The organism is uncultured Maribacter sp., from assembly GCF_947495965.1.
GTDB lineage: Bacteria > Bacteroidota > Bacteroidia > Flavobacteriales > Flavobacteriaceae > Maribacter_B.
Genome location: NZ_CANMBB010000002.1, coordinates 91,597 through 107,085, shown reverse-complemented (window position 1 = coordinate 107,085; position 15,489 = coordinate 91,597). Strand labels below are relative to the sequence as shown.

General features: G+C 31.1%; 11 protein-coding genes. 3 read left to right on the top strand and 8 right to left on the bottom strand.

The window, feature by feature from the left end:
• Nucleotides 1-6: 6 nt before the first annotated feature.
• The 8 genes from Q0820_RS04820 to ychF all read right to left on the bottom strand — a co-directional run bounded on the left by Q0820_RS04820 (nucleotide 7) and on the right by ychF (nucleotide 10,499).
• Complete coding sequence (locus Q0820_RS04820) at nucleotides 7-606, bottom strand: response regulator (protein WP_298485631.1); 600 nt, start codon at nucleotides 604-606, stop codon at nucleotides 7-9.
• Between the two features lie 261 nt (nucleotides 607-867).
• Nucleotides 868-1,800 (bottom strand): ion channel, encoded by a 933-nt coding sequence (locus Q0820_RS04815; protein ID WP_298485629.1) that lies wholly within the window; start codon nucleotides 1,798-1,800, stop codon nucleotides 868-870.
• 329 nt (nucleotides 1,801-2,129) lie between these two features.
• Nucleotides 2,130-3,086, bottom strand: coding sequence for a sterol desaturase family protein (locus Q0820_RS04810; RefSeq protein WP_298485628.1), 957 nt, complete (start codon nucleotides 3,084-3,086; stop codon nucleotides 2,130-2,132).
• Nucleotides 3,087-3,176: 90 nt separating this feature from the next.
• The gene (gene mscL, locus Q0820_RS04805; RefSeq protein ID WP_298485626.1) at nucleotides 3,177-3,611 is read right to left on the bottom strand and encodes a large conductance mechanosensitive channel protein MscL; all 435 of its coding nucleotides are present in this window, start codon (nucleotides 3,609-3,611) and stop codon (nucleotides 3,177-3,179) included.
• Between the two features lie 10 nt (nucleotides 3,612-3,621).
• A complete protein-coding gene (locus tag Q0820_RS04800) occupies nucleotides 3,622-6,315 on the bottom strand; it encodes a DNA gyrase/topoisomerase IV subunit A (RefSeq protein WP_298485624.1) in 2,694 nt (897 codons plus the stop codon).
• A gap of 28 nt (nucleotides 6,316-6,343) precedes the next feature.
• Nucleotides 6,344-8,200: a DNA topoisomerase IV subunit B gene (locus Q0820_RS04795; RefSeq protein WP_298485622.1), complete on the bottom strand. Its 1,857-nt coding sequence runs from the start codon at nucleotides 8,198-8,200 to the stop codon at nucleotides 6,344-6,346.
• 156 nt (nucleotides 8,201-8,356) lie between these two features.
• Entirely contained in the window at nucleotides 8,357-9,256 is a 900-nt protein-coding gene (locus tag Q0820_RS04790) for a DMT family transporter (protein ID WP_298485620.1), read from the bottom strand.
• 148 nt (nucleotides 9,257-9,404) lie between these two features.
• Nucleotides 9,405-10,499: a redox-regulated ATPase YchF gene (ychF, locus tag Q0820_RS04785; RefSeq protein ID WP_298485619.1), complete on the bottom strand. Its 1,095-nt coding sequence runs from the start codon at nucleotides 10,497-10,499 to the stop codon at nucleotides 9,405-9,407.
• A gap of 199 nt (nucleotides 10,500-10,698) precedes the next feature.
• On the opposite strand from ychF, the gene Q0820_RS04780 reads away from it, so the two are divergent.
• The 3 genes from Q0820_RS04780 (at nucleotide 10,699) to Q0820_RS04770 (ending at nucleotide 15,485) form a co-directional block, all read left to right on the top strand.
• On the top strand, nucleotides 10,699-11,274 hold the full coding sequence (locus Q0820_RS04780) for a sigma-70 family RNA polymerase sigma factor (protein WP_298485617.1): 576 nt from the start codon (nucleotides 10,699-10,701) through the stop codon (nucleotides 11,272-11,274).
• Nucleotides 11,275-11,423: 149 nt separating this feature from the next.
• A complete protein-coding gene (locus Q0820_RS04775; protein ID WP_298485615.1) occupies nucleotides 11,424-14,339 on the top strand; it encodes a TonB-dependent receptor in 2,916 nt (971 codons plus the stop codon).
• A gap of 147 nt (nucleotides 14,340-14,486) precedes the next feature.
• Entirely contained in the window at nucleotides 14,487-15,485 is a 999-nt protein-coding gene (locus tag Q0820_RS04770; protein WP_298485614.1) for a FecR family protein, read from the top strand.
• The last annotated feature ends 4 nt before the right edge of the window (nucleotides 15,486-15,489 follow it).

Here is a 15,489-nt window from a genome sequence, read left to right as displayed (position 1 = left end):
ATATGTTTAGCCTAATAAATTTTCTATTAAATTACTAAACTGAAAAGGTTCTGCATCTTTTGACAAACATCCATCAACCTCTCTTAAAGCTTTATGAAATCTATCCCCCTTATTATCTGCCGAATATAAAATTATTTTTTTTTCGTTATACTTATTTTTTAAAGCTGAAGCCAAACCTAATCCTTCATCTTTGAAAAGATTAGAACCAACACCATTTATATCCACAAAAATTATGTCAGACTCTTTGACTTTAGGGTCATCCAAATTTATAATATCTTTAATTGATTTGGTGTTTTTCCAACCTTGCTTTTTAAGTATTGAAACAATTTGGAAATCTGTATGTTTATCATCTACAAAAAGAATCTTTGTGATATCTTTTAGCTTATTATTTTCTTTATTATTGATTTCTTTAAAACTTTCTCTAACTCTACTTACAGCATTAACATTTGTATTTATAGTAATATTTCCATTACTTATTTTTGAGGATGTTTTAATCTTATTATTTTTCTTTTTTCTTTCAATTAAAAAGTAAGTAAATATTACACCTACAATTGTAGCTCCAACACCACTAAAAATCCATTCGTAATATTCTGTCATATTTTCCATTATAATTATAATTAAGTTTAATTAAATTCAACTCTACAAATTTTTAAACGTAATACACGAACTACCGTATCGCATAAATACAATTACTAAAATACCTACATATTTGTATATACCCTTCTATTAAATAAGCTAATTATCCTACAATTATTAACAATGTATTGTACCACTGTTTATAGCTAAGAAAAGTACGCGTTAAAAAAATTGCTATTTAATTTAACATCTAGTTTTGGGAGAAAGAGAAACGGTTGCTATTCTCTTGTTTTAATTTAAAACCGCTTTTTCTGTTTCATCTAGTCTAGAAACATCTACTGTCATTCTTCCATTTTCAAATTTTACAGTATTTGTAAACTTTTCTCCCCAATTAATTTCTGCAGCTTTATAGGAAGAACGAGAATAAACGGTTTGCGAAAAAGATTCATCGAAAGCTTTTATAGTTACCATAAACTCTACATCTTTTTCTAAAAAGCTTTCTGGATCTAACCCAAACAACGGGCTATCTTTTTCTATTGGATGTACTATGGTCCACATATAGGGGAAGAAAACCACTTTTGGTATTTGTAAATCTAGCCCATAAAACTCGCGTGCGCCAAAATCATCTTTTTTCATAGATAGGGTTAGCTTTGCTTCTACCTCTAACAACTGGTTTGCATGCGGATTAACAATCTTAAACATAAATGCATTTATGGTATTAAAAGGAGCAATAACGCCATGCGAGCTGTATTTAATTTTAGGAGAAGGTTTAGAAAACCTACCATACACCATACCCGTTGCTAATGCAAAAGATAACAAACCTAACATAGATTCTATTGCTGCAACTATATTGGCCAAAATGCCTATTGGCGCTACCCTACCATACCCTAAAGTAGTTATGGTTTGCGCACTAAAAAAGAAAGCTTCTAAGAACTTATCGGTTTTACTTATTCCTTGAATTCCTGTAAGGTGCTCCACACCTATCCATAAATACAAACAGGCAAAAAAAGTATTAATTACAAAATAACCTAGTAGGATAATGCTAAAAAATTGCCACCAAGGCATGGAAATTAAAGAATGGAAAAAATTAAATCTTTCTAAAAAAGGAAGATTGGTTTTAGTAACATTAAAAGAACCGTCTTTATTTAATGTTCTATGTCCATTATTTATGGTTTTGGTGCCTAAACCAAATTCTTTAATTTTCTCTTTTAAATTATCTGACATTATAAATTTTTACTACACTATATTTTAGCTACTTATATTTATTTAACTAAACTATAAATTTAATTATTTTTAGTCCTATTTAAAAATACTTTTATAGCCTTTTCTGTGTATTTTACATGCATAAATATAATTATGATAAAATCTTGTCAGTATAGTATAACTAGCATCATGAGAAAATAATTATACTGCAAATGCTGTTGTAGATTTAAGAAGAACCATTGGTACACCTTCTCCTTCTCTAAATGTACTATTTATTTTTTTTCTTTCCAGACACCTAAAAATATTTTAGTTAAAAAAACTACTTATAAATATCCAAAAAAGAAAGGCTTTTAATTAGGCCTACTAAATTTAGTATTAGGATTGGTACTCTTGTGGTCTTTAAATAAACGTTGCTGCTGCTTAACCGTCATGGTACTTCCATCATGACTCCAACCAGGAGGGCCAAAAATATACATTAGTTTATGGGATAGTTTTGGAGACTTTTTAGTGTCATTCCAAATATCTTTAAATTCATGAGTTAAAATTACTAAAGGATTATAAGACTGTGGTGCATGTATTACTCCAAATTTAACCTCTACATCATCATCTAGTTCTTTCCATGTTCCAAATATTTTATCAAAAATATTCAAAAATCCTCCATGGTTTTTATCTAAATATTCCACATTTTGCGAGTGGTGTACTTGGTGCATCGTGTGCGTATTAAATATTTTTTCTACCCACCCCATTTTAGGCACATATTTAGAATGCAGTTGAAATTGCCAAAAAGATTCTATTGCTAAAGCAAAAACCACAACTTCTACAGGAAACCCTACCGCAGGCATCCACATATAAAAGAAAGGTTTATATAATAAAGTAAACCAACCATTTCTAATAGCTGTTCCTAAATTAAAATGGTCCGAAGAATGGTGCACAATGTGAGCAGCCCATAATAATCTAATTTCATGATTAGCTCTATGAAACCAATAGTACGTAAAATCATCTGCTAACTGACATAATAAAAATACATACCATGCATATCCAAAAGATTCATACCCCATGATATTCGTACGAACACCATCTACTAAAGGGTTAAAGAATTCATAGGTGTAATTAAAAACAGTGATTAAAACGGTAACTTTTATTAATGGCCCTAAAATAGCAGAACCTATTCCCATAGCACCACTTGCCATTAAATCTTTCCACACATATAAATCTTCATTATCGTGTGTATGACTATAGGTTATTTCTAATAAAATTAATGCTATAAAACAAGGAACACCATATATAAGGGGGTTGGTCAAATCCATAAATTAAAAAAATGTTTTTTTTCAAAGATAGCTATACAATACTTAGTTATAAGGATTAGGCTATTTTTATTTATACTTTCTAGGTAATTATTATTTATTATTTTTTTCTAAAATCTCATTTTGCCTTTTTAACAGCTGTTCCATTTTAGATAACAGCTCTATATTTTTTGGAGTTGCTACTGTTTTATCTTCTGGGTTTTCGGCCTTATCCTTAAAATGATTTATAAACTTTAAAACCACGAAAATGGTCAGAGAAATAATTCCAAAATCTACCAAAACCTCTATAAGTTCTCCATACCAGATAGCAACTTCTTCTATACCATTTGCATTTGCTTCACGTAAAACAATTTTTCTATTGGTCAAGGTAACACCTTCTGACAATAAAGATAGAGGTGGCATTATTATTTTTTTAACTAAAGTATTTACTACTTTGTTGAATGCTGTTCCCACAATAATACCAATAGCCATATCTATCATATTACCTTTAACAGCAAAATTCTTAAACTCTTCAATAAATTTTTTCATAAACAAGAAATTAAAAAAGCGTTATTTGTCCATCGTCATCAATATCACTATCAGCAGCATCAAGAGAACTTTTAGTAGAAGTATTAGTTTCATTATCTTCCGTAGAATTCTTTAACTGCTCTTTTATTTCTGGCTTTTTATCTTGGTTTTCTTCCACAACCTCTATTTCACTAATAGGTGTTTCTTCTTCTACTTCATAAGGTAACGCTTCTAAAGAATTAACATTTTTTACTTTATCTGAAGTAAGTTGGTTTCCTAATGCTTTAATACCCTTAATAGAAATAAATTCTTCTAAATTTATAGTTACATTAGGTTTTGGGTCTTTTCCCCTAGGCTTTACAAACTCAAGCTCTACCATTGGCCTCCAATCTGTAGAAATTAACTCTAAGTAAGATTTTGGGTGCTCTGTAATAATAAGGTCTTCCCTATTTTCTTGTTCTATTAAAAAACGTTTTACAGCTAACCTTTCTTTATCGCCATCCCAATAAATAGCTGATAATGGCTTTTTAGGAATCCATTTTTCCAGAACTATCATATCGTCCTCAAAATGAGAAGTTAAGGTTGGTAACATGGTTTTAACCATACCTTTTTGAGTTACAATCAACAATAAATCGTCTCCTCTAAATTCTCCTAACAACTCCCCTCTCCCATCTACATTTAATCTACGCACCACATCATCAAACCAAATTTTTCTTGGCTTTAAGGTAGAAACTCCTTTTTCTTTAAGTTCTATTCGTTTTACAGCGTATTTAGTAACAATATTTCCTTTAGAGCCACGTCCTTTTATGAGAACATCCGAGAAATCTATATCCCATTTTAGCTTTTTAACACTACCAACTTGTCTTAAGTTTATAGTAACAACTTCCGCTTCTCCATTAGGGTTAGCCGAATAATATAGTACTTGAGAGCCAGGTTTCCCTGTAGTTAGGTCATATAACTTATCTCGAGTCATACTTGTTACATTAAATCTTTTTATATACGTAGCACCACCTTTACCATCTTTATAAATCATATTATAAGTGGTTCTAGAATCCTTCTTTTTAAAGACTGCTACATGTATAATATTTTTCCCTACAAAAGTTTTAGAGTCTACTTTGGACACCATCATTTTACCTTCTTTGGTAAAAACAATAATATCATCAATATCACTACAATCTGTTACATACTCATCTCTACGAAGTGAGGTGCCAAAGAAACCTTCTTCTCTATTTACATATAGTTTTGTATTTCTAATAACAACTTTAGTAGCTTCTATATCATCAAAAACTCTAATTTCAGATTTACGCTCTCTACCTTTACCGTATTTAGCTTTTAAGTTTTTAAAGTAATCTATAGCAAATTCAATAATATGCGCAAGATGATGCTTTACCTCTGCTATACGTTCTTCTAAACTATCTAATAATTGTTGTGCCTTATCAATATCAAACTTAGAAATACGTTTTATTCTAATTTCTGTAAGCCTAACAATATCTTCTTCTGTAACTTCTCTTTTTAAATGTTTTACATGTGGTTCTAACCCTTTATCTATAGCAGAAATTACACCTTCCCAAGTTTCTTCTTCTTCTATGTCTCTATAAATACGATTTTCAATAAAGATTCTTTCTAAAGATGAAAAATGCCATTGTTCTTCTAGCTCGTTTAATTGAATTTCTAATTCTCTTTTTAACAACTCTACCGTATAATCTGTAGAACGCTTTAACATTTCGGTTACTCCAATGAACAAGGGTTTATTGTCTTCTATAATACAACCTAAGGGAGAGATAGAAGATTCACATGAGGTAAAAGCGTATAATGCATCTATAGTTTTATCTGGCGATATTCCACCTGGCAAATGCACCAAAATCTCGACATCTGCAGCTGTATTATCTTCAATTTTCTTAATTTTTATCTTTCCTTTTTCATTTGCTTTAAGGATAGACTCTATTAAAGAAGAAGTATTAGTTCCGTAAGGTATTTCACTAATTACAAGAGTTTTACTGTCGTATTGCGCTATTTTTGCACGCACTCGTATTTTTCCACCACGGAGTCCGTCATTATAATTACTAACATCTATAATTCCTGAAGTTAAAAAATCTGGATAAATAGTAAATCTAGAACCTTTTAAATGCTTTATAGACGCATCTATAAGTTCATTAAAATTATGTGGTAATACTTTTGTAGATAAACCTACGGCAATACCTTCTGCTCCTTGTGCTAATAAAAGTGGAAACTTAACTGGAAGATTTACCGGTTCCTTTTTTCTACCATCATAAGATAATTGCCATTCTGTAATTTTAGGACTAAACACTACTTCTAAACCAAATTTAGAAAGTCTTGCTTCTATATATCTTGATGCTGCCGCTCTATCTCCTGTTAAAATATTCCCCCAGTTTCCTTGGGTATCTATTAGCAGATTTTTCTGGCCAATTTGCACCATGGCATCTGCAATACTAGCATCTCCATGCGGGTGATACTGCATAGTATGCCCAACAACATTCGCTACTTTATTGTAACGACCGTCATCTAACTCTTTTAAAGCATGTAGAATTCTTCTTTGCACAGGTTTAAAACCATCTTCTATAGCTGGTACTGCACGTTCTAAAATTACGTAAGAAGCATAATCTAAAAACCAATCTTTATACATTCCCGTAACCTTGGTTAAGGCCACTTGGGAATCATCATTGTTTTCTATATGTTCTTGGTTTGGTTCTTCGTTGTCTTCCATAAAAGAAGATGCGTATTTTTATTTATTATTACTTTTCCTCTACTAAATCAATCTCTACCTTAAGATTCTCTATGATAAACTTTTGCCTGTCTGGTGTGTTTTTCCCCATGTAGAATTGCAATAGACTCTCTATAGACATTGCTTTATCTAACATTACAGGTTCTAGACGAATATCCTCTCCAATAAAATGCACAAACTCATCTGGCGATATTTCTCCCAAACCTTTAAATCGGGTAATTTCTGGTTTTCCTGTTAATTTCTCAATTGCATTTCGTCTTTCTTCTTCGCTATAACAGTAGATAGTTTCTTTCTTATTACGAACTCTAAACAATGGCGTTTGTAAAATATACAAATGATTTTCTTTTATAAGCTCTGGAAAAAACTGTAAAAAGAAAGTTATTAATAAAAGACGAATATGCATACCATCTACATCGGCATCAGTAGCAATTACAATATTGTTATATCGTAAATCTTCCATAGATTCCTCTATGTTCAATGCGGCTTGTAACAGGTTAAATTCTTCATTCTCATACACCACTTTTTTAGACATTCCGTAAGAATTTAAAGGCTTTCCCTTTAAACTAAAAACAGCTTGTGTATTTACATCTCTAGATTTTGTAATAGAACCAGATGCAGAATCTCCCTCGGTAATAAAGAGTGTACTTTCCAAACATCTGTCTTTCTTAGTATCTCCCAAATGTATACGGCAATCTCTAAGTTTTTTATTGTGCAAACTAGCTTTCTTAGCACGGTCTTTTGCAAGTTTACGTATTCCAGAAAGTTCTTTTCGTTCACGTTCTGCTTGTACAATTTTACGTTGTAAAAGCTCTGCGGTTTCTGTATTTTTATGAAGGTAATTATCTAAATATTTACCAACAAAGTCATTTATATAGGTACGTACGGTAGGTAATTCTCCTCCCATATCTGTAGAACCAAGTTTTGTTTTTGTCTGACTCTCAAAAACTGGCTCCATTACTTTTATAGATATTGCCGAAATAATAGATTTTCGAATATCTGATGCCTCATAACTTTTACTATAAAAATCACGGACTGTTTTTACAATGGCTTCTCTAAATGCTGCTTGGTGTGTACCTCCTTGGGTAGTATTTTGTCCGTTTACAAAAGAATGGTACTCCTCGCTATATTGAGTTTTACTATGCGTAATAGCTACTTCTATATCATTCCCTTTTAAATGAATAACAGGATACAGCATATCCTCTACATTGTTATTATCTTCTAAAAGGTCTTTAAGACCGTTTTCGGAATGAAACTTTTCTCCATTAAAAACAATAGTTAAACCTGGGTTTAAATACACATAATTTTTAAGCATGCGCTCTACATACTCATTACGATATTTAAAGTTTTTAAAAATTAACTCATCTGGTATAAAAGATACTTTTGTACCCTTACGTTGCGAGGTTTCGGAAGGCCCCTCTTCTTGCATTAAATTACCCTGACTAAACTCTGCTGTTTTTAATTGACTATCTCTAGAAGATTGTACTTTAAAAAAACTAGACAAAGCATTTACCGCTTTGGTACCAACACCATTTAAACCTACTGATTTTTTAAAGGCTCTAGAATCATATTTACCACCAGTGTTCATTTTAGAAACTACGTCTACAACTTTTCCTAATGGAATACCACGACCATAATCCCTAACATTTACCAATTTATCTTTAATTGATATTTCAATGGTTTTACCAGCCCCCATAACAAACTCATCAATACAGTTATCTATAACTTCTTTTAAGAGAATATAAATACCGTCATCTGCAGAAGAACCATCACCCAATTTACCAATATACATACCTGGACGCATACGAATATGTTCTTTCCAGTCTAGGGAGCGTATATTATCTTCGGTATATTGTGTGTTTTCAGCCATATATTGCGATTTATTCGAAAGTGTTGCTAATATAGCACGAGTTTAAAAAAAATAAAACCCTTAACGACTAAAGTAATTAACAATAAAAAAAGAGTTTTTGTTGATAGAATAGGTATTTCATTGAAAAAAGAGACAAAACAGGTAGTTTTTCACTATTTATTTCTCTTTTTTCTTTGAAATTATAGACACGCCACCAATTACGATTAACATCCCAACTATTTGTAGTAATGAAATACGTTCCTCTAAAAAAATAAAAGCCAAAACTATAGTAGAAACTGGACCTAAACTTCCAAAAATTGAAAAGGTATTTGCCCCAAGTTTTTCTATTGCAGAAGAGACTAAAAAAGACGGAATTAAAGTGCAAAAAATTGCCATTACAGCACTAATAAAATACACTTCTTTTGGATAGCTAAAAATGGCATAATCCCCTTGAATTAAAAAATGAACCACAACACAAAACGTAGATACTATCATAGCATTAGCGGTAAAACGGAGCACTCCAAATTTAGGAATTAACCAACCGCTACCCACCAAATAAGAAGCATAAGTAATTGCACTTAAAAAGATTAAAAAAGCTCCTTTATATACCGAAGTCCCCTCTAAACCTATTTCATCCCAAAAAGTAATAAGAACCCCTACATACGTAATAAAAATAGCCAAAGATTGTTGCGTAGATAGTTTTTTCTTAAAAAACAACCAAGAAAGCAAAACCACAATGGTTGGATATATAAATAGGATAATTCTTTCTAAGCCAGCTTTAATGTATTGTAACCCAATAAAATCAAATAAGCTTGCTAAATAATACCCTAAAAAACCAAATAAGAATAACCATAAATAGTCTTTAGTGCTTATGGTAACACTTTTAGAATTCTTGTACTTGTACGCTATAACCACATAAAATGGTAAAGCAAATACCATTCTAAACAAAAGCAAAGTTAAATGGTCTATAGAATACCCATATGCTAATTTTACTAATACTGCTTTTGCAGAGAATAATAATATTCCTAAAATGGCATAAATAATACCAATAGTAGTTTTTGAAGAGGTTTTAAACATACCGCTAAACTAGACTACTTATATAAAAGTAAATTTAAGTAACTAACCTAAATACAATGTTCAAAATAGATAAACGAATAATTTTCTTAAAAAAAAGGCATTAAAAACCGATGTTTTTAATGCCTTTTTTTACATGTAGCAAAAACTACTATACGTTAAAACGAAAATGCATAACATCGCCGTCCTTTACAATATATTCTTTACCTTCAACTCGCATTTTACCAGCTTCTTTTACTTTTGCCTCACTACCGTAAGTAGCATAATCCTCATACCCAATAACTTCTGCTCTAATAAATCCTTTCTCAAAATCAGTATGTATTACTCCTGCTGCTTGCGGAGCAGTTGCCCCTACCGGAATGGTCCAAGCGCGAACCTCTTTTTCTCCAGCTGTAAAATAAGTTTCTAGGTTTAATAATTTATAAGCGCCACGAATAAGTTTAGCAGAACCAGGCTCATCTAACCCTAAATCTTCTAAAAACATTTGTCGTTCTTCATAAGTTTCTAACTCCGTAATATCAGCCTCAGTACCAACAGCCAATACAATAACTTCTGCATTTTCTACAGCTACATTTTCTTTTACTTTTTCTACATAAGCATTACCAGAAACAGCAGCATCTTCATCTACATTACATACATACAAAACTGGTTTATCCGTTATAAACTGTAAAGGTTTCACAAACTCTACTCTATCGTCTTCACTTATTTCTATTGCTCTTACTGAAGTTCCAGATTCTAATCCTGTTTTTATAGCAACCAAAACAGCCTCTTCTTTTTGAGCATCTTTATTCCCTGTTCTAGAAGCTTTTTTTACTTTTTCTAATTTTTTATCTACAGTCTCTAAATCTTTTAACTGCAACTCCATATCTATAGTTTCCTTATCTCTAATAGGATCTACAGAACCATCTACGTGTACAATATTATCATTATCAAAACAACGCAAAACATGAAGAATAGCATCGGTCTCTCTAATATTTCCTAAAAATTGATTTCCAAGTCCTTCTCCTTTACTAGCCCCTTTTACTAAACCAGCAATATCTACAATATCTACAGTAGCAGGCAATACACGCTCTGGATTTACCAATTCTTCTAATTTCTGAAGCCTAGTATCTGGAACATTTACTACTCCAATATTTGGCTCTATTGTACAAAATGGAAAATTTGCACTCTGTGCTTTTGCATTAGATAAACAATTAAAAAGAGTTGATTTTCCTACGTTTGGTAGACCTACTATACCTGCTTTCATGTAAATTAATTTTTAAACGCTGCAAATATAGTTTTTACTTCTGTAATACATATTGATAAAATAAACAATGGTATTATTAGGATTACTAAATTTAATTAATGAATTATTATTTTTACAACAAAAAGTTGCTATTTAATGATAATTATGTATTTTTTTAATCCAAAAAGTATATATTTGATTAACAACTACTCAAAAACATATGGAAATTTCAACTGAAAAATCTTTGTGGTATTTATTTATTGAGGGAGATTTAAATGCTTTTTCTAGTTTATTTAAGCATTTTTATCCTATGTTGTATAATTATGGTCTAAAAATATCTGGCAACACAGAATTAACAGAAGACTCTCTACAAAGTTTCTTTGTCTATTTACATGAACATAGACATACAATAGGTAAGGTGTCTAATATAAAAGCATACTTGTTTATATCTTACCGAAGAAATTTATTAAACAACTTAAAAAAAGAACGTAAGTATACCACATACGATGACTCAAGTATCTTAGAGTCTAATTTTTCTTTGTCTATAGAGGAGTTAAGTAGTAAACAAGAAACGTTTAAATTAAAATCTGCTATACTTCTAAAATTATTAAACTCTTTATCTGCAAGAGAAAGAGAAGCTATTTATTTAAAATACTATAGTAATTTAAATACAAAAGAAATAGCTGATGTAATGGACATAACTTACCAGAGTGTTCTTAATACTTTACAAAAAGCCTTTACAAAGCTTAGAAACAAGTCCGAATCTAGATTAATTCAAAATATTATAAATACCTAGTTAAAAATAGGGTATAAATAATTTTTTATTGCTCTTATAATATATAGGGTTATAATTTAATTTAAATCTCTTACTTCTTAGTACAATATATTTGTAAGAAATAACCTATATTTATTATTCAGTAACTAACTCTCAAAAAAAATTACATTATGAAAAAAATGAAACTTTTAAATGTTTTATTCTTTAGCTTATTTTCTATGCTAACTATAGAAAGCCAAGCATCAAAGAAAAGTTCTAAAACTTTATTACACAATTTAGAATTCCAACAAGCAATTTCTGGAACCATTACAGATGATTCTGGAGAGCCTTTACCTGGAGCCTCTATAATCATAAAGGGTACTAGTAAAGGAACTACTACAGATTTTGATGGTAATTATAGTTTAGATGCTTCTATAGGAGATGTACTAGTTATATCCTATATAGGGTTTACAACACAAGAAAAAACAGTAAACAGTTCTACCATGAATATAACTTTAGTTTCTGGTGTAGAATTAGCAGAAGCAATTGTTATTGGATCTAGAAACCCAAATAGGACAGCTACAGAAAGTACGGTTCCGGTAGATGTTATAGACGTTAAAACTTTAAACTCAGTAGCTCCACAAGTTAATTTAAATCAAATTCTTAACTATGTTGCTCCTTCTTTTACATCAAACACGCAAACCATTTCAGATGGTACGGATCATATAGATCCAGCATCATTAAGAGGTTTAGGACCAGACCAAGTATTGGTATTAATTAATGGAAAAAGAAGACACACTTCTTCCTTAATAAATGTTAATGGAACTTTTGGACGTGGTAGTGTTGGTACAGATTTAAATGCTATACCTGCAGCTGCAATTAAAAGAATAGAAGTTTTAAGAGATGGTGCTGCAGCACAATATGGATCTGATGCTATTGCTGGTGTAATTAATATTGTTTTAAACACAAGTGTAAATGAATTAACAACCACTGTAACAACAGGTGCAAATTTTGCAAAAAATGCAAACAACCAAACAGGTGGTGTAGATGGCGCAACTACAAACTTTTCTGCAAGCTACGGACTTCCTATAGGTGATAAAGGTGGATTCATAAATTTTTCTGGAGACTTTGATGTTAGACAAGATTATAGCAGAATGAAAGAATGGGATGGAGAAGTCTTTAATGCATATAATACTGTAGAACGTGTAGCAAGTGCTGATGGATATGACATTACAGATTTATTAGATGATGATGTAAATGATGTAATAAATTATGCAAACCAAGCTGGGATAAATTTAAATGGCGCTACAACTAAAGAAGAATTAAGAGGTGTTCTTTCTGCAGATGTTACAGATTCGGAATTAGCAGCAAGAGGACAAGAAAGAAGTGATTATAATATGCGTGTAGGGCAATCTGCTCTACGAGGAGGACGTTTCTTTGCTAATTTTTCTTTACCATTAGATGATAACGGTACAACTCTTTATGCTTTTAGTGGAATTAGTTCTAGAACAGGAAATTCTGCTGGTTTTTATAGATTACCAAACCAAAGTAGGACTTTTACCCCTGCCTATATTAACGGTTTTTTACCAGAAATTAATTCTACAATTAAAGACAAATCAATTTCAGTAGGTATAAAAGGTAAAGTTGGTGAGTGGGATGTTGATTTTAGCAATACATATGGCAAAAATTCTTTCCTCTACACAATTGGAAACACTTTTAACGCCTCATTACAAAGCTCCTCTCCTACTGTTTTTGATGCAGGTGGATTTTCTTTTGCACAAAACACTGCAAATTTAGATATATCCAAATTTTATGAGGACGCTCTTGCAGGTGTAAATGTTGCCTTTGGTGGTGAATATAGAGTAGAAAATTATGACATTTTTGCTGGCGAAGAAGCTTCATATAGCCAATACACTGCAGACGGACAAAGAATAACTTTAGCATCACAAAGTCCTTCTGAAGACTTTTTTGGAAACTCTAGACCTGGAGGTTCTCAAGTTTTTCCAGGATTTAGCCCTACAAATGAATTATCTAGAGGGCGTAGCAGTGTAGCAGGTTATTTTGATATTGAAGCTGACTTTTCAGAAAAATTCTTAGCTAGTTTTGCAACACGATACGAAGACTACAGTGATTTTGGTTCTACTATTAATTTTAAACTTGCAACACGCTATAAAATTTCTGACAACTTTAATTTAAGAGCTGCTATTAATACAGGATTTAGAGCTCCTTCATTACACCAATTAAATTTCAACTCCACATCTACAATATTTGACCAAAATGGAAATCCGCAAGAGGTTGGTACTTTTGCAAATGATAGTAGAGCTGCTAACTTACTTGGAATACCACAATTAAAAGAAGAAACATCTAGTAGTGCAAGTTTAGGTTTAACAACTAAATTACCAGATGCTAACCTTACAATTACTATAGATGGTTATTTTGTAAAAATTAATGATAGAGTTGTTTATACTGGGCAATTTAGAGGCCCTGGAACAGGTTCTGAATTAGACAACTTATTAAGTCAAGCAAATGCAACGGCAGCATCTTTCTTTGCAAATGCAATAGATACAGAATCTAAAGGTTTAGATATTGTTGTTACTCATAAAGCACAGTTAGGAGAGAATTGGAGATTAAAATCTGATTTATCTGGTACTTTTAGCCAAACAAGACAAGTAGGAGATATAAACTCTTCGGAAGTACTAAGAAATGCTGGTTTAGTAGATACGTATTTCCCAGAAGATAGTAGAGTATATTTAGAAGAAGCCGTACCTCGTACTAAAATAAACTTATCTAATAGTTTAACATCAAATAAGTTTATGATTTTTCTAAGAAATGTGTACTTTGGAGAAGTTACTGAAGCGACAACTACAGTTGCTAACCAACAAGTTTTTGGGACTAAAATAGTGACAGATTTATCTGTAGGTTATAAAGCTTCAGATGCATTAACGTTTACTGTAGGTGCAAATAATTTATTAGATGTTTACCCAGATCGTGCCGATGATGCATTTAACAATCGTAGTAGTGGCCGTTTTGATTGGTCCAGAAGAGCACAACAATTTGGTATTGGAGGTAGATATTTATTTGCTAGAGTAAGCCTAGTTCTTAAATAAAAGAAATAGGAAAAAATGTTTTTAAAAGCTGCCTTAATAGGCAGCTTTTCTTGTTTTATATAAAGGAAATCTTGAAAAAATAAAAAAATAGAAAAAATAGGGTATGAAACTAAAAGTTGGCCCTCTATATAAATGTAAAGCTACCTAATGAAAAACATTGACCAACATTTTTTAGAAAATTTAATAGAAGACCAATCTTTTATTAACTGGATTAAAAAAAGCAACAGAAATGACATACAATACTGGAATTCATGGATTTCTAAAAACCCTGAACAAATAGAAACTATAGAATTAGCCAAATCACTTGTTTTAGGAATAAGATTTAAAGAAACAGTAATAGACGAGAAAAAAATTGATAAAGAACTACAAAAAGCATTAAGTAGTATTCATTTAAAATCAAAACCAACGCTACCCATTTATAAACAAAAAAAATCATTTATCTCTTACGGTATTGCTGCTACTATTTTAATAATTATTGGACTATTCTTAGGATTGCAACAATATAATACTACAACAGTTCATAAAACCGCCTATGGGGAAATTATTAATTTAACGCTTCCAGATGGCACCTCTGTTGTTTTAAATGGAAATTCTACTATTAGCTATGATAAAGAAAACTCTAGAGATATTAAGTTAATTGGAGAGGCATATTTTAAAGTAAAACCTATCCCCTCTACAAAAGCTAAATTTTGGGTAACTACAAATGATTTAAAAGTAGAAGTATACGGCACGCATTTTCATGTAAACACTAGAGATGAAAAAACAGATGTTGTTTTAGATGAAGGCTCTATTCATTTAGTTTTGGATAATGGAATAACCAAAAAAATGATTCCTGGAGAGTTTGTTTCTTTTTCAAAAAACACAGAAAACATCACTCATAAAAAAGTAAACCTACAAGTTCCTTATAGCTTATGGAGAGATGGCACGTATATTTTCAACAATTTAACATTAAAGGAAGTAATGAAAAACATGGAATACACCTATGGTATTTCAACAAATTTTAAAACTAAAGAATTAGAAAAAAAATTAATTTCTGGAGGTATTCCTAATAAGAACTTAAAAATTTGCTTAGCAGCAATAGAAAAATCTGCCAACGTAAAAATTATTCAAACTAACAATACATTAACAATAATTAACAACAACTAGAAAA